The organism is Malaciobacter pacificus (genome assembly GCF_004214795.1).
GTDB classification, from domain to species: Bacteria; Campylobacterota; Campylobacteria; order Campylobacterales; family Arcobacteraceae; genus Malaciobacter_A; species Malaciobacter_A pacificus.
Map to the genome: position 1 here is coordinate 23,133 of NZ_CP035928.1, position 26,760 is coordinate 49,892.

Annotated in this window: 26 protein-coding genes; 13 read left to right on the top strand and 13 right to left on the bottom strand. The window is 29.8% G+C overall.

Features of this window, described 5'->3' with window-relative positions:
- On the bottom strand, nucleotides 1–783 hold the full coding sequence (locus tag APAC_RS00130; RefSeq protein ID WP_130232173.1) for a TOBE domain-containing protein: 783 nt from the start codon (nucleotides 781–783) through the stop codon (nucleotides 1–3).
- 173 nt (nucleotides 784–956) lie between these two features.
- On the opposite strand from APAC_RS00130, the gene APAC_RS00135 reads away from it, so the two are divergent.
- Complete coding sequence (locus tag APAC_RS00135; protein WP_130232174.1) at nucleotides 957–1,706, top strand: TSUP family transporter; 750 nt, start codon at nucleotides 957–959, stop codon at nucleotides 1,704–1,706.
- A gap of 12 nt (nucleotides 1,707–1,718) precedes the next feature.
- Here APAC_RS00135 and APAC_RS00140 read toward each other — a convergent pair whose 3' ends face one another.
- Both APAC_RS00140 and APAC_RS00145 read right to left on the bottom strand, forming a co-directional pair.
- Nucleotides 1,719–3,269 carry a methyl-accepting chemotaxis protein gene (locus tag APAC_RS00140; RefSeq protein ID WP_130232175.1) on the bottom strand — a complete coding sequence of 517 codons (1,551 nt, stop codon included), beginning with the start codon at nucleotides 3,267–3,269 and terminating at the stop codon, nucleotides 1,719–1,721.
- Nucleotides 3,270–3,541: 272 nt separating this feature from the next.
- A complete protein-coding gene (locus tag APAC_RS00145; RefSeq protein WP_130232176.1) occupies nucleotides 3,542–4,372 on the bottom strand; it encodes a LysR family transcriptional regulator in 831 nt (276 codons plus the stop codon).
- A 105-nt stretch (nucleotides 4,373–4,477) separates the two neighbouring features.
- Here APAC_RS00145 and APAC_RS00150 point away from each other — a divergent pair, with 105 nt between their 5' ends.
- Entirely contained in the window at nucleotides 4,478–5,659 is a 1,182-nt protein-coding gene (locus APAC_RS00150; RefSeq protein ID WP_130234552.1) for a YbfB/YjiJ family MFS transporter, read from the top strand.
- Between the two features lie 49 nt (nucleotides 5,660–5,708).
- Complete coding sequence (locus APAC_RS00155; protein ID WP_130232177.1) at nucleotides 5,709–6,380, top strand: FAD-dependent oxidoreductase; 672 nt, start codon at nucleotides 5,709–5,711, stop codon at nucleotides 6,378–6,380.
- A 30-nt stretch (nucleotides 6,381–6,410) separates the two neighbouring features.
- Here APAC_RS00155 and APAC_RS00160 read toward each other — a convergent pair whose 3' ends face one another.
- From APAC_RS00160 to APAC_RS00175, 4 genes are all read right to left on the bottom strand, one after another.
- Nucleotides 6,411–6,602 (bottom strand): IS3 family transposase, encoded by a 192-nt coding sequence (locus APAC_RS00160; protein WP_170170092.1) that lies wholly within the window; start codon nucleotides 6,600–6,602, stop codon nucleotides 6,411–6,413.
- On the bottom strand, nucleotides 6,580–7,944 hold the full coding sequence (locus tag APAC_RS00165) for an IS4 family transposase (RefSeq protein ID WP_130232179.1): 1,365 nt from the start codon (nucleotides 7,942–7,944) through the stop codon (nucleotides 6,580–6,582). Before APAC_RS00165 ends, APAC_RS00160 begins: the two co-directional genes overlap by 23 nt.
- A 193-nt stretch (nucleotides 7,945–8,137) precedes the next feature.
- Nucleotides 8,138–8,941 carry an IS3 family transposase gene (locus APAC_RS00170; RefSeq protein WP_130232180.1) on the bottom strand — a complete coding sequence of 268 codons (804 nt, stop codon included), beginning with the start codon at nucleotides 8,939–8,941 and terminating at the stop codon, nucleotides 8,138–8,140.
- Entirely contained in the window at nucleotides 8,857–9,141 is a 285-nt protein-coding gene (locus tag APAC_RS00175; RefSeq protein WP_130232181.1) for a transposase, read from the bottom strand. The genes APAC_RS00170 and APAC_RS00175 overlap by 85 nt, the downstream gene beginning before the upstream one ends.
- Nucleotides 9,142–9,359: 218 nt before the next feature.
- Between APAC_RS00175 and APAC_RS00180 the strand changes: the two genes are divergently transcribed.
- Entirely contained in the window at nucleotides 9,360–10,880 is a 1,521-nt protein-coding gene (locus tag APAC_RS00180; RefSeq protein ID WP_228255927.1) for a hydrogenase small subunit, read from the top strand.
- A 4-nt stretch (nucleotides 10,881–10,884) separates the two neighbouring features.
- A complete protein-coding gene (locus APAC_RS00185; RefSeq protein WP_130232183.1) occupies nucleotides 10,885–12,546 on the top strand; it encodes a nickel-dependent hydrogenase large subunit in 1,662 nt (553 codons plus the stop codon).
- Here APAC_RS00185 and APAC_RS00190 read toward each other — a convergent pair.
- Entirely contained in the window at nucleotides 12,526–13,428 is a 903-nt protein-coding gene (locus APAC_RS00190; protein ID WP_130232184.1) for an RluA family pseudouridine synthase, read from the bottom strand. The genes APAC_RS00185 and APAC_RS00190 overlap by 21 nt on opposite strands.
- Before the next feature lie 138 nt (nucleotides 13,429–13,566).
- Here APAC_RS00190 and purB point away from each other — a divergent pair, with 138 nt between their 5' ends.
- From purB to trpB, 5 genes are all read left to right on the top strand, one after another.
- Nucleotides 13,567–14,898 carry an adenylosuccinate lyase gene (gene purB / locus APAC_RS00195; protein WP_130232185.1) on the top strand — a complete coding sequence of 444 codons (1,332 nt, stop codon included), beginning with the start codon at nucleotides 13,567–13,569 and terminating at the stop codon, nucleotides 14,896–14,898.
- A gap of 30 nt (nucleotides 14,899–14,928) precedes the next feature.
- A complete protein-coding gene (locus tag APAC_RS00200) occupies nucleotides 14,929–17,313 on the top strand; it encodes a ribonucleoside-diphosphate reductase subunit alpha (RefSeq protein WP_130232186.1) in 2,385 nt (794 codons plus the stop codon).
- A 76-nt stretch (nucleotides 17,314–17,389) separates the two neighbouring features.
- Nucleotides 17,390–18,421, top strand: a complete 1,032-nt coding sequence (locus APAC_RS00205; protein ID WP_130232187.1) for a ribonucleotide-diphosphate reductase subunit beta — start codon at nucleotides 17,390–17,392, stop codon at nucleotides 18,419–18,421.
- Between the two features lie 266 nt (nucleotides 18,422–18,687).
- Nucleotides 18,688–18,813 carry a hypothetical protein gene (locus APAC_RS13415; RefSeq protein WP_266095882.1) on the top strand — a complete coding sequence of 42 codons (126 nt, stop codon included), beginning with the start codon at nucleotides 18,688–18,690 and terminating at the stop codon, nucleotides 18,811–18,813.
- Nucleotides 18,814–18,879: 66 nt separating this feature from the next.
- Nucleotides 18,880–20,091: a tryptophan synthase subunit beta gene (gene trpB / locus APAC_RS00210; RefSeq protein ID WP_130232188.1), complete on the top strand. Its 1,212-nt coding sequence runs from the start codon at nucleotides 18,880–18,882 to the stop codon at nucleotides 20,089–20,091.
- A 23-nt stretch (nucleotides 20,092–20,114) separates the two neighbouring features.
- Here trpB and APAC_RS00215 read toward each other — a convergent pair whose 3' ends face one another.
- Entirely contained in the window at nucleotides 20,115–20,840 is a 726-nt protein-coding gene (locus APAC_RS00215) for a dienelactone hydrolase family protein (RefSeq protein ID WP_130232189.1), read from the bottom strand.
- Nucleotides 20,841–20,853: 13 nt separating this feature from the next.
- Nucleotides 20,854–21,342 carry a hypothetical protein gene (locus tag APAC_RS00220; protein WP_130232190.1) on the bottom strand — a complete coding sequence of 163 codons (489 nt, stop codon included), beginning with the start codon at nucleotides 21,340–21,342 and terminating at the stop codon, nucleotides 20,854–20,856.
- A gap of 89 nt (nucleotides 21,343–21,431) precedes the next feature.
- Between APAC_RS00220 and APAC_RS00225 the strand changes: the two genes are divergently transcribed.
- The 3 genes from APAC_RS00225 to APAC_RS00235 all read left to right on the top strand — a co-directional run bounded on the left by APAC_RS00225 (nucleotide 21,432) and on the right by APAC_RS00235 (nucleotide 23,334).
- A complete protein-coding gene (locus APAC_RS00225; protein WP_228255928.1) occupies nucleotides 21,432–21,677 on the top strand; it encodes a hypothetical protein in 246 nt (81 codons plus the stop codon).
- Between the two features lie 110 nt (nucleotides 21,678–21,787).
- Nucleotides 21,788–22,843, top strand: coding sequence for an OmpA family protein (locus APAC_RS00230; protein ID WP_130232192.1), 1,056 nt, complete (start codon nucleotides 21,788–21,790; stop codon nucleotides 22,841–22,843).
- A gap of 5 nt (nucleotides 22,844–22,848) precedes the next feature.
- Nucleotides 22,849–23,334, top strand: a complete 486-nt coding sequence (locus APAC_RS00235; protein ID WP_130232193.1) for a hypothetical protein — start codon at nucleotides 22,849–22,851, stop codon at nucleotides 23,332–23,334.
- 16 nt (nucleotides 23,335–23,350) lie between these two features.
- On the opposite strand, the gene APAC_RS00240 is transcribed toward APAC_RS00235, so the two are convergent.
- From APAC_RS00240 to gatB, 3 genes are all read right to left on the bottom strand, one after another.
- On the bottom strand, nucleotides 23,351–24,334 hold the full coding sequence (locus APAC_RS00240) for a YhdH/YhfP family quinone oxidoreductase (protein WP_130232194.1): 984 nt from the start codon (nucleotides 24,332–24,334) through the stop codon (nucleotides 23,351–23,353).
- A 95-nt stretch (nucleotides 24,335–24,429) separates the two neighbouring features.
- Nucleotides 24,430–25,326, bottom strand: coding sequence for an NAD(P)H-dependent glycerol-3-phosphate dehydrogenase (locus APAC_RS00245; protein ID WP_130232195.1), 897 nt, complete (start codon nucleotides 25,324–25,326; stop codon nucleotides 24,430–24,432).
- Entirely contained in the window at nucleotides 25,326–26,750 is a 1,425-nt protein-coding gene (gatB, locus tag APAC_RS00250; RefSeq protein ID WP_130234553.1) for an Asp-tRNA(Asn)/Glu-tRNA(Gln) amidotransferase subunit GatB, read from the bottom strand. Before gatB ends, APAC_RS00245 begins: the two co-directional genes overlap by 1 nt.
- Nucleotides 26,751–26,760 lie beyond the last annotated feature (10 nt).

A 26,760-nucleotide genomic window follows, 5' to 3' on the forward strand; every position in this document is an offset into this window, starting at 1 on the left:
TTATTTTCCTATCATCACATCACTTGCTTTAATAATTGCACAAATTTTTGAGCCAATATTTAAGTTAAGAGTTTTTATTGAATTTGTTGTAATTATTGAGGCGATTTTATCTTCGTTTCCTATATTTATAATAAGTTCTGAGTTTATTTCACCCTCATTTATTGCTTCAATAACACCCTCAAATTTGTTTCTGGCACTTATATTTAAATTTGTATCTGTACTTACTAAAACAGTATTTGATTTAAATATCGCTGTTACTTCATCATTTTGTTTTAAATTTAGGTTATTAACAGCACCTTTTGTTATATTTGAAACCAATGTATAGCCACTTTTTAGTTTTACACAAATTTCGGCATTTACATTTTCTGTATTAATTTCTTCAATAACACCACTTATTTGATTTCTTGCACTAATTTGCATCGCTAATCTCCCTATTGTTTTTAAAGTTCCAGTATCTATATCTGTAATATTTTTTAAATTTTCAAGAAACTTTTTTTGTTCTTGTTTTAAAACTAAATAGGTTTTTAGAAGATTTTTTCCATAAGGTGTAAGGCTTGTTCCTCCACCTCCTTTTCCTCCAGTTTCCGTTTGCACTACAGCTTTACTTGATAAATTATTCATGGCATTTACAGCTTCCCATGCTTTTTTATAACTCATAGGAACCTCTTTGGCTGCTTTACTTATTGAGCCACATCTTTCTATTGCAAAAAGAAGTTCAATTCTTTTTTCAAGTAAAAATGGCTGATTTAATAATTCTAAAGTTAGGTTTGATGAAATTTCCACTCTTATTCCCTTTTGTTATATATCTAAGTATATAACGCTTTTCAAAAAAAATCTAAGTAAAAATTCTAGCATTATATTCCTTAGTATATAACGATAATTAAAAAAAATTATATTTTTACTATAAAAATTGGTTTATTTTTGTATTATTCTATCATTATTAATAGGAAGCACAAATGGAATTAACTTTTGAAATAGTATCAATACTTTTTTTAGCAGCCTTTTTTGCAGGTCTTATAGATACTATTGCTGGTGGTGGAGGCTTACTAACTCTTCCTGCTTTATTATCTGTAGGAATGACTCCAATTGAAGCTTTAAGTACAAATAAACTTCAATCAGTTTTTGGGACTTTTACGGCAACTATTTATTTTATTAGAAAAAAACTTATTGATTTAACTCAAATGAAATTAATGATTTTAATGGCATTTGTAGGTTCAATTACAGGTGGAGTAGTTCTTTTACAAATTGATCCATCAAAATTGGAAAAAATAATTCCTATTTTACTTATATTTATAGGATTTTATTTTTTATTTACTAAAAATGCAGGAGAAGTTGAAAAGCATAAACTAATCTCAACTATGGCATTTGCTTTTACTTTTGTTTTTGCAATAGGTTTTTATGATGGCTTTTTAGGACCAGGTACAGGTTCATTTTTTACTATATGTTTCATTTATTTTTTAGGATACAACATATCAAGAGCTACAGTTGAAACAAAGGTTTTAAACTTTATTACAAATCTTGCTGCCTTGATATTTTTCTTGTTTTTTGGTGAGGTCATATTATGGGCTGGTTTAATTATGGGCTTTGGTCAAGTATTAGGAGCTATTGTTGGAGCTAAATTGGTAATTTCAAAAGGACAAAAATTAATTCGTCCTTTAATAGTAATTGTAAGTTTTGCTTTGTCTATAAAACTGCTTTTAGGTTAGAGTTAGATTATATTAAAAGCTTTCCCATTCACTATTGTCAGACTGACTAGAAATAGTTTTAATCGCAGGTTTTATAGGTCTACTTTCAACTTTTTTTATATTAGTAGTTTCAGTTTTTATGTCTATGTTTTTAGCTTTTACATTATCTTTACCTATAAACTCTTTTGCATTTGCATTACTTACAACTAATTTAGCAATTTCATCAGTTAATACAGCTACATCATGTGTTTGTGAAGCTATTTGTGCATTTTGTTGCGTTTGTGCATCTAAACTATTTACAGCATCATTAATTTGTTCAATTCCAGAAAGTTGCTCTTTACTAGACATCTCAATATCTTGAATTAAATTTATTGTATTCGTAATATTTTGATTTAGTTCTTTATATCCTTCTATCATATGATTAGATATCTCTTTACCATCATTTGCTTTTTTTGTAGCATTTTCAACTATAGTTTTAATCTCTTTTGCAGCTTCTGCACTTCTAGAAGCTAAGTTTCGCACTTCTTGAGCAACTACTGCGAATCCTTTTCCAGCTTCACCTGCAGTTGCTGCTTCAACTGCTGCATTTAGTGAAAGAATATTTGTTTGGAATGCTATTTGGTCAATTACAATTATTGATTCATTTATCAAATTAACTTGAGCATTTATCTCATCCATTGCTAACGTCGTTTGATTAGCTAAGTTTTGACCATCAGATGCAGATTTTGTAACACTATTTGAATAACTAGCCATTTTATGAATATTTTCAGTGTTATTTCTAATATTTGAAGTAATTTGCTCTAGTGCTGCTGCTGTCTCTTCTAAAGAACTAGCAGCCTCAGTTGAGCTTACATTTAATTTATCAACATTAGTTAATAGTATATTAGAACTTTTATCAAGGGTTAATCCATTTGATTTATTCTCAACTAGCATATCATTTATGATTTCAGCTAAATTATTTATTCCAGTAGAGATTTCTCCTGAATCACTTATTCTGTGGGTAAAATCTAATCTTTGATATGATTCTAAGGCTTTAGAGACTTTATTTATATCTAAAGCAACTTTTGAAGAAACAATTTTAAATAGCTCATTAACACCATTTTTAAGCTCTTCTACTCCTTTATTATCAGTAGTATCTTTTATTTCTTGATCAAAAATACCAGTTTTAGCTAAATCTATAGCCTCTTTTACTGAGTTTGCTACTTTTTTACTTGAAGTGATATCTTGTGCAAACTTTACAACTCTAGTTACTTTTCCACTACTATTTTTAACAGTTGTATATGAAGCTTGAATCCAAATTGATTTTCCATTTTTATCAAACCTTTCAAACTCTCCAATATATGCTTTTCCATTTGCTAAATCTTTCCAAAAAGTTTCGTATTCACTAGTATTAATATAGTTTCTATCACAGAACATTCTGTGATGTTTACCCACTACTTCACTTAGAGAATAACCTAATGCATCTAAAAAGTTTTTATTTGCATGGATTATTGTTCCATCTGGTTTAAATGAGATTATTGCAAAGTTCTCATCCATTGCTACAAGTCTTGCACTCTCTTCTTCTGTCTTTCCAAAATTAAACATATCTTCTCCTAAATAACTTTTAATAACAAAACTGTATTTATTATAACAAAATATTTTGTTGTTTTGTAATATTTCAATAAATTGTTAATAGCTTTATATGAACTTTTCTTTTATATTATTTAAAAATTTAATCTTCTTTGTTTAGTTAATAAGCATGAAATATTTAAATTGCTATAATGTATATAAATTGATATGAATTAATAAGTGATGAGTATAACCCCTTACAGTAAGGCTTAACTAAAACACACTTTATACTCATCACCTATTGTTTCCTAACTTAGTTTCATATCTTTTAAATACTGCGCAATTTTTGGAATGGAATCTTTTCTACAAACTAAACATGTTGGAATATTAGCTTCATCTTTTGGTAATACTGTAACTTTTATATCATTTTCATAACCAATTGATTTTACAATACTTGTTGGAAGTAAGCTTTTACCCATACCAACTTTAATACATGAAAGAATAGTTTCTAAACTACCAAATGATAATGCTTTTTCAATATGAATATTTTTTTGTTTATAATAGTTTTTTAAAAACTCATCATAAACACAACCCTCTTTAAAAGTCAAAGTTACATTTGGAACATTTTGAGTTTTTGGCTCTAAAATTGCTATCTCCTCTTCTATTTTTTTTAAAACCATTAACTTATCACTTTTAGGCTCGCCACTAATAAAAGCTATATCAACTTGATAATCAAGTATAAGTTCGGTGATACTTTTTGTAGTTCCAGTAAAAAGCTCAAGTTGCATATTTGGAAAGTCTTCATGAAGTTTTATTAAAAATGGAGAGATTCTAACACTTGCATTGCACTCTGTTGAGCCAACTTTCAAATGTGTTACCTCATCATTTTTAGTGATATCATTTATGGCATCTTCCATTTTTTTTACAATTTCTATAGCTTTTGGATAAAACCTTTCACCATTTGAAGTTAGAATCACTCCCTTTGGAACTCTATGAAATAGTTCTAAATCCAAAGTTTTTTCTAACTGTTTTATTCTAGAAGTTACATTTGATTGGGCACATTTTAACTCATTTGCTGCAAGTGAAATACTATTTTTATTTGCAACTGTTATAAAAACTTTTAAAAGATTTAAATCCATATCATTATTCCTTATATCACATATCATTATTGATTATTTGACACTCAATAACTTTTAGTGATATGATAACACATATTAAGAAAAATTTGAAGGTTTAAAAAAATGATAAATAGATTAATGGATAGAGAGGATAATATATCTATTATTATAGCTGGAATGTTTGCAGTGATTATAGGACTTGGTGTTGCAAGATTTGCTTTTACTTCGCTTCTTCCTTCGATGCTTAGCGATTATTTAACTATTACATTTGCAGGGGTTTTAGCATCACTAAATTTTGCAGGATATTTAAGTGGTTCTATTCTTTCTATTTTTATAAAAGATATAAACCAAAAAGTATTACTTTTTAGAGGTGGTATTATTCTAGCAATTTTTTCAACTATTGTTTTGGCTTATTCTACAAATGATACAGTTTGGGTAATAGCTAGAGTTATCGCTGGATTTGCAGGAGCTATGGCTTTTGTAGTTGGTTCCGCAATTGTTATGATGAAGTTAAAAATGCAAAGCAAAACAAAAGCTATGGGAATACACTTTAGTGGTATTGGTTTTTCTATTTTAACAACAGATTTAATAAGTAGATATGTTTTAAGTTCAAATGGTACTTGGCAAGACTCTTGGGTTGTTCTTACATTTTTTGCAGCTGTTTTATCATTATACTCTATGTATATTTTATCATTTGACAAAAAAGTAAATCAAAATACAGTAAAACACAAATTTGATACTAAAATTTTCACTCCCTTTGTAATAATTTTGATTATGGCTTATTTTGCTGAAGGTGTTGGATTTGTAGTTCAAGCAACATTCTTACCAGATATTATAAATAATCTTCCAGGCTTAGAAGGTTATGGAAATTTAACTTGGACATTAGTAGGACTTGCTGGAATTCCATCTTGTATTATATGGATGAGGTTAGCACATAAATACGGAAGTGTTAATATTATAATTATTGCCCTATTTTTACAGATGATTGGTATTTTAATTCCAACATTTACAAATAATTTATATTTAAACTTTTTAAGTGGAATTTTTTATGGTGGAACATTTGTAGGACTTGTTGCTCTATTTATGAATCTTGGAGGTCAGCTTGCAAAACATAATCCTGTAGTATTAATGGGTGCATTAACAACTTCATATGGAATTGGTCAAGTTATAGCACCACTTTATAGCGTATATTTTATTGACCTATATGGTAATTATGATTATGCACTTTATTTAACAGCATTTATAGTTTTAGGTGGTATTTTACTTCTTTTATTTGCTAAAAGATTTCAAACTGATAAGAGCTTATAATAAATTGTAATATAATTGTTATAAGTTTTATTAGTTAAAAAGAGATAATATGAATATAGTAATAATAGGCGGTGGAATAGCCGCTGTTTACTTTGCAAATACTATATTATTAAAAGATGATTCAGTTGAAATAGTTATGCTTAGTAATGAAAAACATCCCCCTTATGATAGAGTCTATTTATGTAATTTAATAGATGGAAATGATAATACAAATTCAATAGAACTTGAACTAAATAGTAAAGTACAACTAAAATTAAATCAAAATATAGAATCAATTGATAATCAAAATAAAATTATTACATCTAATAATGAAGTATACAGTTATGATAAGTTAGTTATAGCAACTGGCTCTACTCCAATAAGTTTACTTGATTCTAGTATAAAAAATAGCGCAGTATTTAGAAGTATTGATGATTGTGAAAAAATTAAAAGCTATTATGAAAATAGTAATATAGTTTTAGTAGGAAGTGGACCTATATCTTTAGAGCTACTTGAAACTCTAAATAGTTTAGATTTAAAACAAAATATTACGCTGCTTATTAGAAGTAATTATTTATATAGCAAATATCTAAGTAGTAACTCTATAAAAATTATTGAAGATGTACTAAAAGAGAATAAAAACCTTACTATCTCATATAATGATGAAATAGATATACAAAATAGTGAAATAGTAGATAATGAGATAAAAGTTTTAAAAACAAAAAAACTAAGTGTGGAATGACCCCGAAAGTGTAGACAGTTTTTTAATCAGTTAACACCTAATGTTTGTAAGACTTTCATTGTATCTTTTCTCAAATTCATTTGGACTTATAAAACCTAAATAACTATGCCTTCTTTTTGAATTGTAAAACATCTCTATATACTCAAATGTTTTATCTTTTGCCTCTTGTCTTGTTCTAAATATATTTTTCCTAACTAACTTAACTTTCGCACCTAAAACCAAGCAATTTTCCAGTCACATCTCTTAATAGATCAATGATAGCTGTAAAATCCTCATTTCTATTGACAACTTCTTCAATTTTTGCAATCTCATCTAAAATAGCTAAAAATGCTTGCATAGCTATTGCTAGAGTATGAAGTTCACATTCTAAATCTTTAAACAATCCACCAATTGTTTTAGGTTCATTGCTGATACGATTTATATAGCTAACAACATTGTATGTAAAAAAAGATAGTGTAATTCTGGCTATCAAAGCTTCATAGATTCGATTCTCTTCTTTTCCGAATCCAAAGTGTTCACGAAGTTCTTTATACCCTTGTTCTATATCCCATCGTCTTTTATAAATATCTATAATCTCTTCATCACTAAGTATAAGATTGGTTGATACGATTGGTATTAAATTCTCTTTTGTTTTTATAAAAACAATTTTTAATTTACCAGCTTTTTTATGTTCAACTATGGTTGAAAAATACTCAAACTTTATCTTTTTGCCATATTGACCCATCTTGATAGATTTAAGCTTTTTAAATTTGTTATAGATGCCATCAAGGGTCTTTTTCTCTCCTGTAAAATTCCATATCCTGTCATTGTTTACCATTCTTGAAATGACTTGCAATCCAAGTTCATTCATAGTTTCTATAAATACAGGTTTAGAATACCAGCTATCTACAAGCAGATAATCTGCATATATACCACTAGCTACTGCTCTTTTAATCATCTCTATAGCAATTTGTGATTTCCCTTTTAAGCTTTCCAATCTTCGCTTATGTGCATTGGTTCGATGATCAATAATATTTGTAAACTCTTCTATCTTTACCCTTGCATAACTGTTCATAGCAATTGCAAAGTCCAACATAAAATTTGAATAACCATCACTATAGTTTAGTGATACAACATTTACACCTCTGATTTTTCTCTTTGCTTTATTGCTCCAAAGGTTGTCACAACTTCCCTCTATATTTTTACCAACTTTATCTTCAACAGTATCATCAAGTATAAGAACTCTTACTAGCTTTGAATCTTGCACTTTATGAAGTAGTGATAAGATCTTTAAAGAACTAAGAGATAATAGTTTTCTCCAATTATAAGAAGTATTGGAAAGTAATCGATAATATACATCTTTTTTGAAACTATCATTACTTTGATCCATAAAGGTTGATATTTTTTTATTCATAACCAGCATATATACAAAATGTAATACAACCATATGAACAGCAACTCCCTCTTTTTTAGAAAAATTGCTCTTGGTTAAAATAGTTTTCATATTTAACAAACGTAATGTTTCATAGATTGGATTTTTTAACTTATCGTTTATAATACCGATGATCTTGGATTCTATCTGCATTCTTACCCTTTAATATAATAGATATTATAGCTAAAAGTGCCTATTTAAGGGCTTTATTGAGAGTTCAAAATAGAAAAATATCATAGAAAAACAACTAAATTATTTTTATGTCAACAAGGATAAGATTATTAACTAAAGGAGTAATGTTTTAGGGAGATTTAGCTACAATTTTAATCAATTTAACGTGCGAAAGTTAAGTAACTAATTCTCTTTTAAATGTCTTAAAAAAACTTTCTGCTACTGCATTATCATAACAATTACCTCTTCGACTCATACTTGGAGTTATCTTGTGATATTTTAAAAATGTTTTATAACCATAAGAACTATATTGACTTCCTTGATCTGAATGTAATATTACTCCTGTATCAGGAATTCTATAAGTTGCTTTATTTAAAGCATTTAAAAGTAGTTGTGTGGTTTGTCGATGAGAAGTTTCCCATCCTATAATCTTTCTTGAAAATAGATCTAAGACTATTGCTAAATATAACCATCCTTCATGAGTTCTAATATAAGTTATATCACTAACCCATGATTCATTTGGAGTATTTGTTATAAAACATTGTTTTAAGTGGTTTGGGTGGGCGTTATGAATGGAACCAGCTTTATATTTAGGTTTTCTTCTATAGTTACCAATTCCACATATTTTAGCCTCTTTCATGAGTCTTGCAACTCTTTTTTTATTCACATGAATATTTAAAGCTTTTAAGTCTTTATGTATATTTCTATATCCATATATTCCATTTGATTCTTTATATGCTTTTTTTATTTCAAGAAGTAGTTTTTCATTTTCTAACTGTAAATTTGATATTGGTTGTTTTAACCATTTATAATACCCACTTGGATGAACTTTTAATACAGAACACATTCTTCTTATATTGAAGTGTGTTCTATATTCTTTAATAAACGCGTACTTTAATTTGGGTTGCTTGCAAAGTACGCTGCGGCCTTTTTTAGTATATCTCTTTCTTCTGTTACCCTTTTTAGCTCTTTTTGTAATCTTTTAATTTCGTCTTGTGCTTCTTGGGAAACTTTTGCTTCAAATTCTGCTTGTGGTGATTTATATTTTCTTATCCAATTTCTAAGTGAGTCAGGGTGCATGCCTAATCTTTTAGCTGTTTCAATAACTCCATAACCATTTTCTACAACTTGTTTTACTGCATCTCTTCTAAATTCATCACTATAATCTCTTCTTGCCATTTTTTAATTCCTTTAACGATTAAACAATTTTCTCCAAATTGTTTTGTTAATTAACTGAATTAAATGGTGTCTACTTTATAGGGGTCATTCCAGCTGAAGATATATATGCTATTGGTGAGTGTGCGCAAGTTGAAAAGTATAATTTCACAGCAGGTCATGTAAAGCAGTGTTCAAATCAAGCTAATATTGCAATATCCCATATACTAAATGATGAATTAATGCCTTATGAATTAGAAGTAACAGTCGATATGCTTAAATCAAAAGGTTTTGAGCTTGTAGAAATCTCATCACCAAACTTTGATAGTAAGTTTGAAAAGATAGTAATAGAATCATTAGAAAATAAAAGAGTTGATGAATACTTTATAAAAGATGATAAATTAGTAAAGTTTTTAGGTGTTAATTCAAATATTGATACAGGGTATATAGAAGAGCTTATAATAAAAGGTGAAAATATAGATGTAAGCTATCTATATGAAAATAGACAATTAGGTCAAAGAGGTAGACTTATTTGTGCTTGTGAGCATACTTATGAAAAAGATTTAGAAGATTTAGTCGCAAATTGTGGTATTGATTCTTTTGCTTCTTTAAAAGAGTATTCTCAAGCAGGACGTGTTTGTGGTAGATGTAAAAATGATGTTGTAAAAGTTATTGAAGCTTCACAAAGTTTAACTTGTCCTACAATCAAAAGAAAAACACCTGAAGATATACAAAGAGAAAAAGAGATTGAAGTTGCTAAAAAAAGAGTTGAGAAGTTCAAAAGATTACATCCTAAAAATAAACTTGATGAGAATAACCTAGAAGCTGCTTTAAAAATGATAGATGTGGCAAAAGATGAGGTAAACAGTTGGGTTTCAATGGTAACAGCTAGTATGCAACTTCACCCCTCTTTTGAAAGTGTAGTAGAAGATGGGGTGAAAAACTTAAATAAAATTCCTATTATATGGCTAGAGCTTGCGGATTGTAGTGGAAATAGTGAAGCTTTTATAAAATCAGCAAATCCTGCAATTGAAGATTTAATATTTGATTATATTTCACTTGATTATCATGAATTACTTATGAGTTCTAGTGGTGATTTTAGTGAATCAATTTTAGAAGATATTATAGAAAACTCTAAAGGTAAATATATCTTAATAGTAGAAGGAGCAATTCCTCTAGGACTTGATGGTAAATTTTTAAGAATAGGCCCAAAAGGTCAAACAGGACTTGAACTTTTAAAAAATTGTGCCAAAGATGCAGCACTTGTTTTAGCAGTTGGAAGTTGCGCTTATGATGGTGGAGTAGTTGCTGCTAAGCCAAACCCAACAGGTGCAGTTGGTGTAGCCCAAGCACTTAATAGAGATGATATTATAAATCTTCCTGGATGTCCTACTAATCCTATAAATATAGTTGGAACTTTACTATCTTATATGATGTTTGAAGAGTTACCTGCACTTGATAAACAAAATCGTCCATTATGGGCTTATTCTCAAAGAGTTCATGATAATTGTGAGAGACGTGGACATTATGAACTTGGAGAGTTTGTAGAGCAATGGGGAGATGAAGGAGCTAAGAATGGATGGTGTTTATTTCAAATGGGATGTAAAGGTCCTTATGCAAATGTAAACTGTCCTTTAGCAAAATTTAATGAAGGCACTTCTTGGCCAGTTCAAGCTGGTCATGGTTGTATGGCTTGTACAGAGATAAACTTTATAGATAAGTTTGCAAATGAAAGAGTTTATATAAAAGAAGATGAGGATTAATAAAATGAAAAAGCTAGTTATTGATCCAATAACAAGAATTGAAGGTCATTTAAGAGTTGAAGTTGAAGTAGATGAACAAAATATTGTTAGAGAAGCATATGCTAGTGGGCAGTTGTTTCGTGGACTTGAAATTATTTTACAAGATAGAGATCCTAGAGATGTAGGCTTAATTGCTGGTCGTATTTGTGGTGTTTGTACAAATTCACATTTTAGAGCAAGTGTGAGTGCCGTTGAAAATGCTTATGATATAAAAGTTCCTAAAAATGCCCAAATAATTAGAGACTTAATGAGTATGGCTTTGTTTATTCAAGATCATGTTGTACACTTTTATCAGTTACATTTGCTTGATTTTGTAGATGTTACTAAAGCTTTAGAAGCTGATGTAAAACAAACTTCAAAAGAAGCACATAAGTATAGTTCTCATCCCTTTAGAAATTCGCACTCCCATTATGAAACTATTTTACAAAAGTTAAAAAACTTTATTGATGCGGGAAAATTAGGACCTTTTAATAGTAACTATTTTGGTCATAGTGATTATAAGCTAAGTAGTGAAGAAAACTTGATTTTACTATCTCACTATTTTGAAGCATTAACTTTTCAAACAAAAATATCAAAAGCTATAGCTATTTTTGGTGGAAAAACACCCCACCCTCAATCAATAGTTGTTGGTGGAGTTACAAGTGTAGCTGATATGATAAATCCCCAAAGATTAAATGACTTTTTATTTGTTATAAAAGAAGCAAGTGAGTTTATAAATAGAGCCTATATCCCTGATATGAAGCTTTTAACAATAGCTTACAAGGATGAAATAAAAGAAAAAGTAGGAAAAACTTTAGGAAACTATTTGTGTGTCGGTGGATATGAAATCTCTAGTGATAAAAAACTATTTTCAAGTGGTGTTATTTTTAATAATAAGCTTGAAGATATAAAAGAGTTTGATAGTTCCAAAATTACAGAGTTAGTTCAAAGAGCTTGGTATGATGATGAAAATCCACAAGAGCCATTTTATACAGATTTAAATGATGATGGAACACTAAAGACAAGTAAAGAAAATGATAAATACTCTTGGATAAAAGCACCTAGATATGAAAATATGACTATGGAAACAGGTCCAATTGCAAGGATTTTTATTAGTTATAAAAAGAATGATACAGCAATAAATAGTTTTGTTGATGATTTTTTAAAAAGTGTTGATTTAAAATTAGAAGATTTGAATTGTACTATTGGAAGAAATATAGCAAGGGCAATTGAAAGCCAATATATTTGTGAATATATCTTTAAATTGATGTCAAATTTAATTCAAAATATCAAGTATGACCATACTGAGACTTTTAGTGCTTATAAATTTGAAGAGATGAAAAAAGATACAAGTGATAGTTGCTTTTTAGAAGTTCCAAGGGGTGTTTTACTTCATAGTGTTAATATAAAAGACTCAAAAGTAAAAAACTATCAAGTAATAGCTCCAACAACATGGAATGCAACTCCTAAAAATTATGATGGAATAAGAGGTGCATATGAAGAAGCTTTAATAGGTCTAAAAATTGAAGATTTATCAAAGCCACTTGAGGTTTTAAAAGTTATTCACTCTTTTGACCCTTGTTTAGCTTGTGCAGTACATATTATAGATACTAAAGGTAAAAATTTATCAAGATTCAAATTGAGCTAATATCTCTTTATTTTTTGAATATATCTTATAAATTACGCCTTTATAAGTGAACTCTAAATAGTTTGCTTGCAGCCAAAGTCTGTATGAACCACTTGTTTCAAAACGTTTTTTATCATCTAATGTTTTAGTTAGATAACTTTGCGCAATATCATCTTCAACCCCATAAATAGGATCTCCAAGTATTGTATGCCCTATTGAATGAAGATGAATTCTAATTTGGTGTTGTCGTCCTGTTATAGGTATAGCTTCCACTAAAGTTTGATTTTTTTCTTTATTATATTTAATAGGTTTTATAATTGTAATAGAGCTTTTACCCTCTTGCTTAGAGCAAGTTGTCATTTTAACTCCAATTGATTTTCCCTCTTTTTTTAGGTTTTTATCAATTGTAATCTCTTCTTTTATCTCACCTCTTACAATTGTAAGATAAGATTTTTTATACTCTTTCTCTTCAAACATAGTTGCAAGGGCATTTGTAACGCTTTCTTTTCTTCCAACTAAAACTAATCCTGAAGTCTCTGCATCAATTCTATGAGCTTGATTTGCATTATCGCCAAAGTGATATCTAATTTCATCTAAAAGTGAATATTCTGTCTTTTTAGAGTTAGGATGAATTACTAAGTTTGATGGCTTATCAAAGATTGCAAAATCACTTGTTGTAAACAGTGGTTTTAAACCCCTTGTGTGGCCTTCAAACATAGCAATATATATGTAGTCTTCGTTAATTATATCTGAGACTTTATATGCACTATTATCACTTCTAAAAATTCTTCCACGACTAAGCAAACGACTGGATTGACGGCGGTCAAGGTCTAAATCTTGCAATAGAGATATTTGTATGGTTTTGTTTTTTATTACTTTAAATTTCTTTAAAACGAACGGCAATTTGGCTTCCTAGATTTTTTTTTTAAATCATCTAATTTTTATTCAGATTTTTAGTTAGAATTTTGTCTTCTTTAGATAACATATCATACTAAAAAAATGAAAAATATCACATAAAAACGAAAACAAGGGACTAGAAGAATGGTTGAAAGATATGCAAGACCTGAGATGACAAAACATTGGACTCAACATGCAAGATATGCTGCATGGTTAGAAGTAGAAAAAGCAGCAGTTAAAGCTTGGAATAAATTAGGATTAATCCCTGATGAAGATTGTGAGAAGATTGTTAATAATGCTACTTTCTCTGTTGAGAGAATCGAAGAAATCGAAGCTGTTACAAAACATGACCTAATTGCTTTTAATACAAGTGTAGCAGAAAGCTTAGGTGAAGAATCAAGATGGTTCCACTATGGTATGACTTCAAGTGATGCAGTTGATACTGGTGTTGCATTACAAATGAGAGATTCATTAAAAATCATTATTGATGATGTAAGAATGTTAATGGAATCAATTAAAACAAGAGCTGAAGAACACAAATACACATTAATGGTAGGAAGAAGTCACGGTATTCACGGTGAGCCTATTACTTTTGGTTTAACTTTAGCAGTATGGTATGATGAAGTTGCAAGACACTTAGAGAATTTAGAGCAAACTATGGAAGTAATTTCTGTGGGACAAATTTCTGGAGCTATGGGTAACTTTGCTCACGCACCACTTGAGCTTGAAGAGTTAGCAATGGCAGAACTTGGTTTAAAACCAGAGCCTTGTTCAAACCAAGTTGTTCATAGAGATAGATATGCAAGACTTGCATCAGCACTTGCATTATTAGCTTCTTCAGTTGAAAAATTTGCAGTTCAAGTAAGACACTTACAAAGAACAGAAGTTTATGAAGCAGAAGAGTTTTTTGCAAAAGGTCAAAAAGGATCTTCAGCAATGCCTCACAAAAGAAACCCTATTTTAACTGAAAATATTACTGGACTTGCAAGAACTATTAGAGCTTACGCAGCACCAGCAATGGAAAATGTAGCTTTATGGCACGAAAGAGATATTTCTCATTCATCAAATGAAAGATTCTGGTTACCAGATGCATTTATTACAACTGATTTTATGTTACACAGAATGAACAATGTAATTGCAAACTTAACAGTTATGCCAGAAAATATGATGAAAAACTTAAACTTAACTGGTGGATTAGTATTCAGCCAGCGAGTATTACTTGAACTTCCAAAAGCTGGTGTTTCAAGAGAAGATGCATACAAAATCGTTCAAAGAAACGCTATGAAAGTATGGGCAGAGATTAAAGAAGGTAAACCTACAGTAGATGAAAATGGTGAATCATTATACTTAGGACACTTACTTTCAGATGAAGAATTAAGAGCAAAATTAAGTGAAGAACAAATTAGAGAGTGTTTCAACTATGAGTACTACACTAAAAATGTTGACGCAATCTACAACAGAGTTTTCAACAAATAAGATAAATATTAACAACTATAAGGCAATAAAATGGCAATTATGATTCAAAAGAGAAATGGTCGAAAAGAATTATTAGATATAACAAAAATCCAAAGTATGACAATCGCTGCTACTGATGGTTTAGAGGGAGTAAGCCAGAGTGAATTAGAGCTTGATGCTCAAATTAAATTCATTGATGGAATGAATTCTGCAGATATTCAAGATGCACTTATCAAAACAGCAGTTGAAAAAATTGATATAGATGTTCCAAATTGGACTTTTGTTGCTGCAAGATTATTCGTTTATGACCTATACCACAAAGTAGGGAAAGCTACTCATGGTGTTAAAGGAGAACCTTATTGCCATTTAAGAGATTATTTAAAATATGGAAAAGATGCAGGTAGATTATTGCCAGCTCTTGGAGAAGGGTTTGATTTAGATGACTTAAATGACTATATTGACCCAACAAGAGATTATTTATTTAACTATTTAGGGATTAAAACACTTTACGATAGATATTTAATCAAAAACAGAGATGGAAATCCAATAGAATTACCACAACAAATGTTTATGGCTATTGCAATGTTCTTAGCTCAAAATGAAGAAAACAAACAACAAAGAGCAAAAGAGTTCTATGATGTAGTTTCAAAATTTGAAGTAATGTTAGCAACTCCAACATTATCAAATGCAAGAACAAATAGACACCAATTATCATCTTGTTATATTGGTTCAACTCCTGATAACATAGAAGGTATTTTTGATACGTATCACGAAATGTCATTACTATCTAAATATGGTGGTGGTATTGGTTGGGATTGGAACCAAGTGCGAGCTATGGGTGGATCTATTGATGGTCACAAAAGTGCAGCTGGTGGAACAGTACCATTTCTTAAAATTGCAAATGACGTTGCAATTGCAGTTGACCAATTAGGTACTAGAAAAGGTGCAATTGCTGTATATCTTGAGCCTTGGCACATGGATATTTCTGATTTTATTGATTTAAAGAAAAACTCAGGTGAAGAGCGAAGAAGAGCACACGATTTATTCCCTGCACTTTGGATTACTGACCTATTTATGGAAAGAGTTTTAGAAGATGGTGTTTGGACTTTATTTGACCCAGCTGAAGTAACTGATTTATCTGAATTACATGGTGAAGAGTTTAAAGAAAGATACATTGCTTATGAAAGTGATCAAACTGTTACAAAAGATAGAATCAAAGCAAAAGATTTATGGAAAAAAATCTTAACTTCATACTTTGAATCAGGAAGTCCTTTCTTATGTTTCAAAGATAATGCAAACAGAGCAAATCCAAATAGTCACGTTGGACATATCAGAAGTTCAAATCTTTGTACAGAGATTTTCCAAAATACAAACCCTAACCACTACTTAATTAAGTTAGAGTTTGAAGATGGAACTATTTCAACACATGAAGAAGAGGATATCATCGTAGTTGATGGTGGAATTGAGAAAAAAGCTAACAAAGTTACGGCTCTTGATTCTATTGGTGGTAAAAAAGTATTTATTGTAGAAAAAGAGAAAATTGATGGAGATACAGCAGTTTGTAACCTTGCATCAATCAACCTTTCTAGAATCAATACAAAAGAAGATATTGAAAGAGTAGTTCCAACAGCTATTAGAATGCTTGACAATGTTATTGATTTAAATTTCTATCCATTAAGAAAGGTAAAAGCTACAAACTTAAAATCAAGATCTATTGGACTTGGTGTTATGGGTGAAGCAGAGATGTTAGCAGCATATAAACTTGAATGGGGTTCAACTGAACACTTCAAGAAAATTGATTCAATTATGGAAGCAGTTTCATATAATGCAATTAAATCATCTTCTAATCTAGCAGTTGAAAAAGGTATTTATCCTACATTTGAAGGTTCTAAATGGTCACAAGGTATTATGCCTCACGACCATGCCCCTCAAGCTGTTAATGCACTTGTAGATAAAGACCTATTTGATACAGGCTATGATTGGGATGAATTAAGAGCTAAGGTTAAAAAAGATGGTATGAGAAATGGTTACCTAATGGCTGTTGCTCCAACTTCATCTATTTCGATTTTAGTTGGTACTACTCAAGCTATTGAGCCAGTTTATAAAAGAAAATGGTTTGAAGAGAACTTATCAGGACTAATTCCTGTAGTTGTTCCAAACTTAAGCCCTGAAACATGGACTTATTATACTCCTGCATTCGAGATTGACCAATTACAAGTTATCAAAGCAGCAGCAGTAAGACAAAAATGGATTGACCAAGGTCAGTCTACAAATATCTTTATGAGTTTAGATAAAGCAAGTGGTAGATATTTACATGAAATCTATACATTAGCTTGGAAGCTTGGATTAAAATCGACTTACTACTTAAGAAGTCAATCTCCTGAAGCAAACAATGATGTAGAAGATAGAAGTATGGAGTGTTCTGGTTGTCAGTAAGATAACCTTACACTTTTTTCATACAAAAAAGAAACAAATTAATTTAAAATTTACTAAAAACTTAGAGGAATTCCGTATGGATAGAAAGATTATATATAACCCAGATTCAAAAGAGACACTAAATGAAAGAAGAGTATTTGGTGGAAATAGTGATGGTATGATTAACTTCACTAGAATGAAATACGAATGGGCATTAAAATTATGGGATACAATGGAAGCAAATACTTGGTTCCCAAAAGAAGTACAAATGACAGCTGATGCTAAGGATTATAAATATCTAAGCCCAGCTGAAAAAAGAATGTATGACTTAGTACTTTCTCAATTAATCTTTATGGATTCATTACAAACAAATAACCTAATGGATAACATCAATCCATATATAACAGCACCTGAAATTAATGCTTGTCTTTCAAGACAATCTTATGAAGAGGCTAATCACTCAAAATCATACGCAGTAATGGTAGAGTCAATCTCTGATAATACAAATGAGATTTATGATATGTGGAAAACTGATGCTAAGTTAAGAGAGAAAAATACTTACATCGCTGATACATATAAGAATTTAACTGGTGATGATGATGGGAACATCTCTGATACTAAGATTTTATTAGCTATGTTTGCTAACCAAATCTTAGAAGGATTATACTTCTATGCTGGATTTGCAGCTATGTATGCACTTGGAAAATCAGGTAAGATGCTGGGAAGTTCACAAATGATTAGATTTATTCAAAGAGATGAAGTAACTCACTTACTATTATTTCAAAATATGATTAACTCAACTAGAAAAGAAAGACCAGATTTATTTACTCCTGAATTAGAACAAACTGTAAGAGGTATGTTTAGAAAAGCAGTTGATTTAGAAGCTTCTTGGGGAGCCTATATCACTCAAGGACAAATCTTAGGTTTCACAGATGGAATTATTAGACAATACATCGAATACCTAGCAGATAAAAGACTTGATGCAGTAGGATACAAACCAGAATATAATGTAAAACACCCTATTCCATGGGTTGATGGATATGCATCATTTAATGACCAAAGAACGAATTTCTTTGAAGGGAATGTTGTAAATTATAGTAAAGGTTCTATTGACTTTGATGATTTTTAGGACTTAGATATGGGTTCTAAAAATAAGAAGACAGAAATTACAACAAATTAAGAGGCGGGAGGGAACCTCCCCGCATCTTTCCTGAACTGGTTACGCCCCGCTTAAAGCCTATGAGTTCAAGGCATATGGAATCCCATTTTTCCACCTCTCTTAATCTAGTATTTTGATTATCGTATAAAAAATATAAATTATTGTTTAATATTCATTTTAAACCAAAGATTCATATTTAATTTTATATAATTTATCAAAATTTATTTAGGAAAAACATGAGAAATATTTTAATAATAGGTTTAATAGTAGTAGCAATGGGATATATGTTTTCATTGCTTTTTGATAGATATGAAGCGGCTGTTGAGCAACAAAACACACAAAAAGAACTACAACAAAAGTAATCTAAAAAACTTATCATCTTTTTATGGCTATAATCTATATTATTATACAAAACAAGGATTAGTAGTATGGAAGTAAACAAAAAACCTTATTTAGAAACTATGCCTGATGATAAGGGTTATTTTGGGAAGTTTGGAGGTTCATATATCCCGCCACAACTTGAAAAGCCATTTGAAGAGATAAATGAAGCTTATAAAAAACTATCAAACTCTCACGAGTTTATACATGAATTAAACAAAATCAGAAAACATTATCAAGGTAGACCAACTCCAGTTTACTATTGTAAAAATCTTAGTAACCAAGTTGGGGCTGAAATCTATCTAAAAAGAGAAGATTTAAACCACACAGGTGCTCACAAACTAAATCACTGTATGGCTGAAGCCTTACTAGCTAAGTATTTAGGAAAGAAAAAGCTTATTGCTGAAACGGGTGCTGGACAACATGGTGTTGCTTTAGCAACAGCTGCTGCTTATTTTGGCTTAGAGTGTGAAATCCACATGGGTGAAGTTGATATTGCTAAAGAGCATCCAAATGTTGTAAGAATGAAGATTTTAGGAGCAACTGTAGTTCCTGCAACTCATGGATTAAAAACATTAAAAGAAGCCGTTGATAGTGCCTTTGAAAGCTACTTAAAAGACCCTATAAATACTATTTATTGTATTGGTTCTGTTGTTGGTCCTCATCCTTTCCCAAAAATGGTAAGAGATTTCCAATCAGTTATGGGAATAGAAGCAAGAGAACAGTTCTTAGAAATGACAGGTAAACTTCCTCAAAATGTAGCTGCTTGTGTTGGTGGAGGAAGTAATGCTATGGGTATTTTTGCTGGATTTATTGATGATGATGTAAATCTTTATGGAGTTGAGCCTTTAGGTAGAGGTGAAAAACTTGGTGACCACTCTGCATCAATTTCTTATGGAGAAGAAGGAGTTATGCATGGATTTAACTCTATCATGTTAAAAGATGAAAAAGGTGAACCAGCACCTGTATATAGTATTGGAAGTGGGATTGATTATCCATCTGTTGGGCCAGAGCATGCTTATCTTCACTCAATTGGAAGAACAAAAATAGGTCTTGTAAATGATATTGAAGCTGTTGATGCATTTTATAAGCTTTCACAATTAGAAGGTATTATTCCTGCACTTGAATCAGCTCATGCTGTAGCATATGCTATGAAATTAGCAAAAGAAAAACCAAATGAAACAATATTAGTAAATCTAAGTGGTAGAGGTGATAAAGATATTGATTTTGTGATTGAAAACTATCCTATCCCAGCTAAATAGTAAAAGTGAGTATTAACTCACTTTTATTTTAAAGTCTCTTTTAAAACTTCAGTAAATCTTTTCCAAGATTTTTTATCAGCAGCTTCATTATATTTTCCACCACCAATTACAGAAAATGCATGTTGTGCACCACTATAAGTAATCATTTCATGCTCTAAACCAATATTTTCTAACTCAACAGCAAGTGAAGCAAACTCACTAAAAGGTACAACTTTATCAGCAGTTCCATGGAATACTACAACTTTACCTTTTGTATTTTTATAATCTTGTCCATCAGGAGTTAATAAATTTCCATGAAAAGGAACAAATGCTTTAAGATCTGCTCCACTTCTAGCAAACTCTAAAATAGAACTTCCACCAAAACAGTAACCCATACCTAAAGCATTTGATGTATTAGCACCTAGTTTTTTAGCTTCTTCTAATCCTGCATTTAATCTTTTTCTCATTTCATCTCTATTTGAGTATAAAGATTTAGTCATTGCTTTTTTATCTGCAATTTCAGTTGGTCTATTACCTTTTCCATATAAATCAACAGCAAATACTGCATAACCTAAGTCATTTAGCATTTGTGTTCTTTTTTTCTCATATTCAGTAATTCCATCCCAATCATGTACCATAAAAACTAATGGTGCATCTTTTGATGGAGATTTATAGTATCCTTCATAATCTTTTCCATCTATCTTGTATGTCACATCATTTGCAAATCCTAAAGTTGCAATAGCTAATACTGATAAAATTGTTTTTTTCATTTATAAAATCCTTTTAAAATTTTGTTTCATCATGATAATATTTATTAACTCCATTAAAGCCTTCTAGAAAGTATAAGAAGTGATTAACTTGTTCTATCTCTTCCTCACTTACTTTTCCTTTTTGGCTAGGCATAGTATCAAAGTGTCTAATAACGCCTTCTAAGCAGATTGTTTTGGCTTTATCTGGATAAAATAAATAATCCACTAAAAAATCATTTGTTTGAATTAGGTGAAACTCTATATCATCTCTACTTCCAATTTGTTGTTTTAGTCTAAATGATATTTCATTTCCCGTAGGGGCTTTTAAATTTAGAAGTTTGTTATCCTCTTCTAAAAAATTTTTCATAAGTAGTTGTATGTCCATGGATTTTTCATGGCATTGCATACATTTGTTGTCAAAAACTTTTTCACCTGCGTTATAAAGTTCTCTATCGAATTCTTCAGGTAACTCTGAAGCAAAAACAGTACTTAAAAACATAAAAATAGTAATAATCGTTTTCATAGTTACTCCTTTTCATAAATTCTATCACAAAAAAAAGCAATAGAAAAGGAAAAAAAATTTAAAATAAGAAAAATTATCGAAAGGTGTGTATGAAAGAAATAAAAGAGTTTTTAGATAAAGAGTTAAGTGACTTTGATAATTTTAAGTTTCATTTAGAAGAAGATGGTGAATATATCTATGCGATATTTACACTTATATTTGGAGAAGTTTCTAATAAGGAATTAAGCTTTAAAAAAATAAATGATATTTTCTATTTACATTCAACATCATTTGGTTGGAAAGCTGTTTTGAAATCAAATATGAATAAATTCTTATGGATTGAGCTTTTAAAGTAGTTACTATTCAGGTTTTTATATTAATATGTTTTTTATTAACAGATTTAATTAGTATTTCTTGTTAGTTAAGATATAATCACAAAAATTATATATTTAATAGGAAATTTAATATGGCTAAAAAGATATTAATACTATCAGTTTTACTTGTAATTTTAATAATATATACTATTTCAACATTTAATTATAAAAAAGTTTTAGAAAGTGATAACTCAACTGTAGTTAAAGATGAAAACAAAAAAGAAGAACTTGTTGAAACAATATTTAACAAAGTTGATGAGATTAAAAAGAGTGTAAATGTAGCTTTAAATGAAGAAAGTCAAGAAGAAGAAAAGATTATTAATAATAATTTTATTAATTTAGAATTAATTAAAGATGACAATCAAATATTTTTTAATGGTATATTAAGAGATGAAAAACAAGTTTTAAAACTTGAAGATTTATTAGGTGTTACTATTAAGGGAGATTATAAATTTAACCCAGCAATCAATGTCAATGAAGAATTATTAGTTAAAATATCACAACTAATGATTCCATCAAAAGATCTTCTTACAGATAACTCAAAGCTTTTAGTTAATGGGGATGAAATCAGTTTAATTGGTGAATTAAAAGACTTAAAATATAAAGATTCATTAATTTCTATTATAAATAAAGTGGGTCTTGAAGTTGATATTTCAAATTTATCAGTAAAAAAGATAGATAAAAAAGAAAGTTTAGATAATAAGACTGGTTTAGAAAAAGATTCAAAAAATTTTGAAGCTAATGAAAAATTGAACAATCAAATTAATAGTCATGAAAAAATGAAAGAATTACAATCTGAAATAAATAATGTTCTAAGTACTAATAAAATTACTTTTGAAAGAAGAAGTACAAAAATTACAAAAGACTCTTTTGATTCGGTTAAAAAAATTGCAGATATTTTAAATGATAATATTAATATTAAAGTTGAAATTGGTGGACATACTGATTCTAGAGGTGCAGCATCTCTAAACAAAAGAATTTCACAAGATAGAGCAAATAGTGTAATGAATGCTTTAATTGATTTAGGTATTAAAAAATCTCGATTAACAGCAGTTGGTTATGGAGAAGACTTTCCTATTGCAAAAGATGATAAAAATGGTTTATCTGAAGTTAATAGAAGAGTTGAAATAAAAGTTTTAGGAGAATAAAATATATGTTAGAAATAGCTTCATTAATTGTTATAAATCTTTTAATAGCATTTGCAATTGGTACAGTTTTTGGTTATGTTATCGCAAAAGGTACTTCATATAAAGAAGTTCAAAATGATAATCAATCTAAAAATAAAACGCAGAGTAAAAGATTCCCTAATTCAGGTGTAAATCCAATATTTAAAAAAAGTTCAAACTTAGATAATAAGCCTTTAGTTATAAGTTCACCAAAACCTTCAGGTAAAGATAATCTGAAAAAAATTAAAGGTATTACAAATAAAATAGAGAATGATTTAAATACATTAGGTATCTATCATTTTGAACAAATTGCAAGTTGGTCAAGTAAAAACTGTGATTGGATTGAATCATTTTTATTAGAACCAGGTTGTGCTAAAAACAATCAATGGGTTGAACAAGCAAAAATATTAAAAAGTGGCAAAGAGACTATATATTCTCAAAAAGTTGAAAATGGTGAAATAAATGTAGGATAACTAAGGTTTCTTAGTTTTATCCTATTTTTACTACATATCTACCTACTACATTTCCTGAAAGAATCTTTTCATAAGCTGATTTAATCTCTTCTAGTGATATTTCTGTTGTTATATTTTTTAAAGTATCAATTCTCCACTTACTAGCAAGTTTTTCCCAAGCAGCTTGTTTCTTTTCTAGTTTACACTCAACAGAGTCAATCCCTATAAGTCTAACTCCTCTTAAAATAAAAGGGAATACGTTAGTATTAAGTTCATGGGAAGATGTTAAACCACAGCAAGTAACTACACCATCATATTTTACTTGTTTAAGTGATGTTGCTAATATTGAGCCACCTACTGTATCAATTACTCCTGCATATTTTTCACTCATTAAAGGTCTATTTGTTTCTATATCAAATTCATCTCTTACAATTACTTCATTAGCTCCAATTCTTTTAAGAAAGTCTATCTTCTCTTTTTTTCCCGTTAAAGCAGTAACTGTATAACCCATTTTTCTTAATATTGACACGGCAATAGAACCAACCCCACCAGTAGCTCCAGTTACTAATATTTCACCAGTTTCTGATTTTATACCATTTTGTCTTAGTTCATTTACACTTAAAGCAGCAGTAAGTCCTGCTGTACCTAGAGTCATTATCTCTTTTTCACTCATTGCATCAGGAATTCTAGCTACCCAAGGAGCAGGAACTTTTACATATTCGGCATGTCCTCCATGAGTATTCATCCCCATATCGTATCCTGTTACTAAAACTCTTTCCCCTACTTTGAATATATTTGATGTTGATTCAGCTACAATACCAGCTACATCAATTCCTGTAATATGTGGAAAAGTTTTTGTAACACCTGGATTTCCAATAGAACTTAGTGCATCTTTATAGTTTAATGATGAGTAACTAACTTTAATTACTACTTCATTTTCATTTTCACAAATAGGTTTTTTTACCTCTTGAATACTTGAAACAAATTCATCATCTCTTTTTTCTACTACAAATGCTTGCATTTTTACTCCTTATGTTTCATTTGAGTTAATACTATATAAAAACTAAATAAAATACGTACTGTAGTTTGTAATACTATATGTATAAAAGTTTGAATCTAATTTTTAAGTAAATCTTTTAAGCTCTCTTGAGTGCTTTTCCCATTTAACACTTTATATACCTCATTTGCAATTGGCGTATATATAGAGTGTTGTTCTGATAAAGAGTGTATAGCTACTGAAGTTTTAACACCTTCTGCAACTTCACCTAGCTCTTCTAATATCACATCTAAAGGTTTATTTTGAGCTAATCCAAGACCAACTCTAAAGTTTCTACTCATAGTAGAGTTTGCAGTTAAAAACAAATCCCCTGCTCCACTAAGTCCAATAAAAGATGATTTTTTTGCTCCAAAATGTTTACCAAATCTTTGCATTTCTACTAATCCTCTTGCTATTAAAGATGCTTGAGCATTTTTACCTAAGTTAAGGCCTTCACAAATTCCACTTGCAATTGCTAAAACATTTTTATATGCACCTGCTATTTCAGCTCCAATTACATCAGCACTATAATATGTCTTTATAAAATTTGGGAAGAATACACTAAACTCTTTATATATTTTTTTAGAATTAGAGTTTATAACTAAAGCACAAGGAAGACCTTTTATAACTTCAGCAGCAAAAGAAGGTCCAGAAATAAATCCTATATTCTTTTCAGGCACAAACTCTGAATAAATTTCATTTAAAAATTCCCCTGTATTTGCTTCAATACCTTTTGAAGCCACAAGAATTTTTTGACCTTTAAATTTAAAGTTTTGTTTTAGCCATGCTCTTATTTCTTGAGCTGGAATGGCTATAACTAAGTATTCACAATTCATTGCAGTTTCTAAGTCAACAAAGTTTTCTATTTCTCTTTTTGTTCTAGAAGTAATAAGACATTTTTGTTTTTTATTTAGTGCAAAATGAAGAGCTTGTCCCCATTTACCTGCACCAATAACTGCGATTGTGTTTTTGTTCATTATGATAATCTTTGCTTTAAAAGTTCATTTACTTTAGCTGGATTTGCACTACCTTTAGATGCTTTCATAGTCTGACCAACAAAGAATCCAAATAGTTTCTCTTTACCACCTTTATATTCAGCTATTTTATCTTCATTAGCTGCAAGTATTCCATCAATTATCTCTAAGATAGCCCCATCATCACTTACTTGTTTTAATCCAAGTTTATCAATAGCCTCATCAACTTCTACACTATTTTCAATTAAGTAATCAAGTACTTCTTTAGCTGCTTTTCCAGAAATTGTATTGTCTTCAATTCTTTTTACAATAGTTGCTAATGTTTTAGCATCTATTGGAGAGTTTTCTATTGAAACACCTTCAGTGAATCTTGCAGGTAATTCAACTGTCAACCATGTTGCAGCATTTTTACCACTAATTCCCTCTTTCATCATTTCATCAAAGAAGTTTGCTGTTTCTAAAGAAGCAGTAATTACTGATGCATCATACTCTTTTAATCCAAACTCTTTTACAAATCTTTCTTTCTTTTCATCTGGAAGTTCAGGAATTTTTGAGTATTTTTCCATCATTTCATCTGTAATAATTAGTGGTAAAAGGTCTGGATCTGGAAAGTATCTATAATCAGCAGCGTCTTCTTTACCTCTCATTGATCTTGTCTCACCTGAATCTGGATCAAATAGTCTTGTTTCTTGAACAATCTCAGTTGAATGAACACCATCTTCCCAAGCTTCAATATGTCTATTTACTTCATATTTAATAGCTCTTTCAATAAATTTAAATGAGTTCATATTTTTGATTTCACATCTAGTATAAAGTTTATCATCACCTTTTGGTCTAATAGATACGTTAACATCACATCTAAATGAACCCTCTTGCATATTAGCATCACTAATACCTAAATATCTAACAATTGAATGAAGTTTTTTAAGATATAAAACAGCTTCAGTTGCATTTCTCATATCTGGTTCTGAAACGATTTCAAGTAGTGGAGTTCCTGCTCTATTTAAATCCACATGAGATACACTTCCTGCATGGATATTTTTCCCAGCATCATTTTCTAAGTGAGCTCTTGTAACTCCAATTTTTTTACTTGTTCCATCTTCAAAGTCAATAACTAATTCTCCAAGACCAACAACAGGAACTTCAAATTGTGAAATTTGATAACCATTTGGTAAATCTGGGTAGAAATAGTTTTTTCTGTTGAATATTGATTTTTGGTTAATTTTTGAATTAAGTGCTGTTCCTAACATAATAGCTTTATGAACTGCTTCTTTATTTAAAACTGGAAGTGCACCTGGTAATCCTAAACATGTAGGACATGTATTTGTGTTTGGTTCTTCACCAAAACTTGTTGCACAAGAACAAAATAGTTTACTTTTTGTATTTAATTGTACGTGAACTTCTAAACCAATAATAACTTCAAACATATCTGACATT

Coding starts and splice junctions, on each gene's coding strand:
- APAC_RS00135 (WP_130232174.1), top strand. CDS start 957: ATGGAATTAACTTTTGAAATAGTATCAATACTTTTTTTAGCAGCCTTT.
- APAC_RS00140 (WP_130232175.1), bottom strand. CDS start 3,269: ATGTTTAATTTTGGAAAGACAGAAGAAGAGAGTGCAAGACTTGTAGCA.
- APAC_RS00145 (WP_130232176.1), bottom strand. CDS start 4,372: ATGGATTTAAATCTTTTAAAAGTTTTTATAACAGTTGCAAATAAAAAT.
- APAC_RS00155 (WP_130232177.1), top strand. CDS start 5,709: ATGAATATAGTAATAATAGGCGGTGGAATAGCCGCTGTTTACTTTGCA.
- APAC_RS00165 (WP_130232179.1), bottom strand. CDS start 7,944: ATGCAGATAGAATCCAAGATCATCGGTATTATAAACGATAAGTTAAAA.
- APAC_RS00175 (WP_130232181.1), bottom strand. CDS start 9,141: ATGGCAAGAAGAGATTATAGTGATGAATTTAGAAGAGATGCAGTAAAA.
- APAC_RS00180 (WP_228255927.1), top strand. CDS start 9,360: ATGCCTTATGAATTAGAAGTAACAGTCGATATGCTTAAATCAAAAGGT.
- APAC_RS00185 (WP_130232183.1), top strand. CDS start 10,885: ATGAAAAAGCTAGTTATTGATCCAATAACAAGAATTGAAGGTCATTTA.
- purB (WP_130232185.1), top strand. CDS start 13,567: ATGGTTGAAAGATATGCAAGACCTGAGATGACAAAACATTGGACTCAA.
- APAC_RS00200 (WP_130232186.1), top strand. CDS start 14,929: ATGGCAATTATGATTCAAAAGAGAAATGGTCGAAAAGAATTATTAGAT.
- APAC_RS00205 (WP_130232187.1), top strand. CDS start 17,390: ATGGATAGAAAGATTATATATAACCCAGATTCAAAAGAGACACTAAAT.
- APAC_RS13415 (WP_266095882.1), top strand. CDS start 18,688: ATGAGAAATATTTTAATAATAGGTTTAATAGTAGTAGCAATGGGATAT.
- trpB (WP_130232188.1), top strand. CDS start 18,880: ATGGAAGTAAACAAAAAACCTTATTTAGAAACTATGCCTGATGATAAG.
- APAC_RS00215 (WP_130232189.1), bottom strand. CDS start 20,840: ATGAAAAAAACAATTTTATCAGTATTAGCTATTGCAACTTTAGGATTT.
- APAC_RS00220 (WP_130232190.1), bottom strand. CDS start 21,342: ATGAAAACGATTATTACTATTTTTATGTTTTTAAGTACTGTTTTTGCT.
- APAC_RS00225 (WP_228255928.1), top strand. CDS start 21,432: ATGAAAGAAATAAAAGAGTTTTTAGATAAAGAGTTAAGTGACTTTGAT.
- APAC_RS00230 (WP_130232192.1), top strand. CDS start 21,788: ATGGCTAAAAAGATATTAATACTATCAGTTTTACTTGTAATTTTAATA.
- APAC_RS00235 (WP_130232193.1), top strand. CDS start 22,849: ATGTTAGAAATAGCTTCATTAATTGTTATAAATCTTTTAATAGCATTT.
- APAC_RS00240 (WP_130232194.1), bottom strand. CDS start 24,334: ATGCAAGCATTTGTAGTAGAAAAAAGAGATGATGAATTTGTTTCAAGT.
- APAC_RS00245 (WP_130232195.1), bottom strand. CDS start 25,326: ATGAACAAAAACACAATCGCAGTTATTGGTGCAGGTAAATGGGGACAA.
- gatB (WP_130234553.1), bottom strand. CDS start 26,750: ATGTTTGAAGTTATTATTGGTTTAGAAGTTCACGTACAATTAAATACA.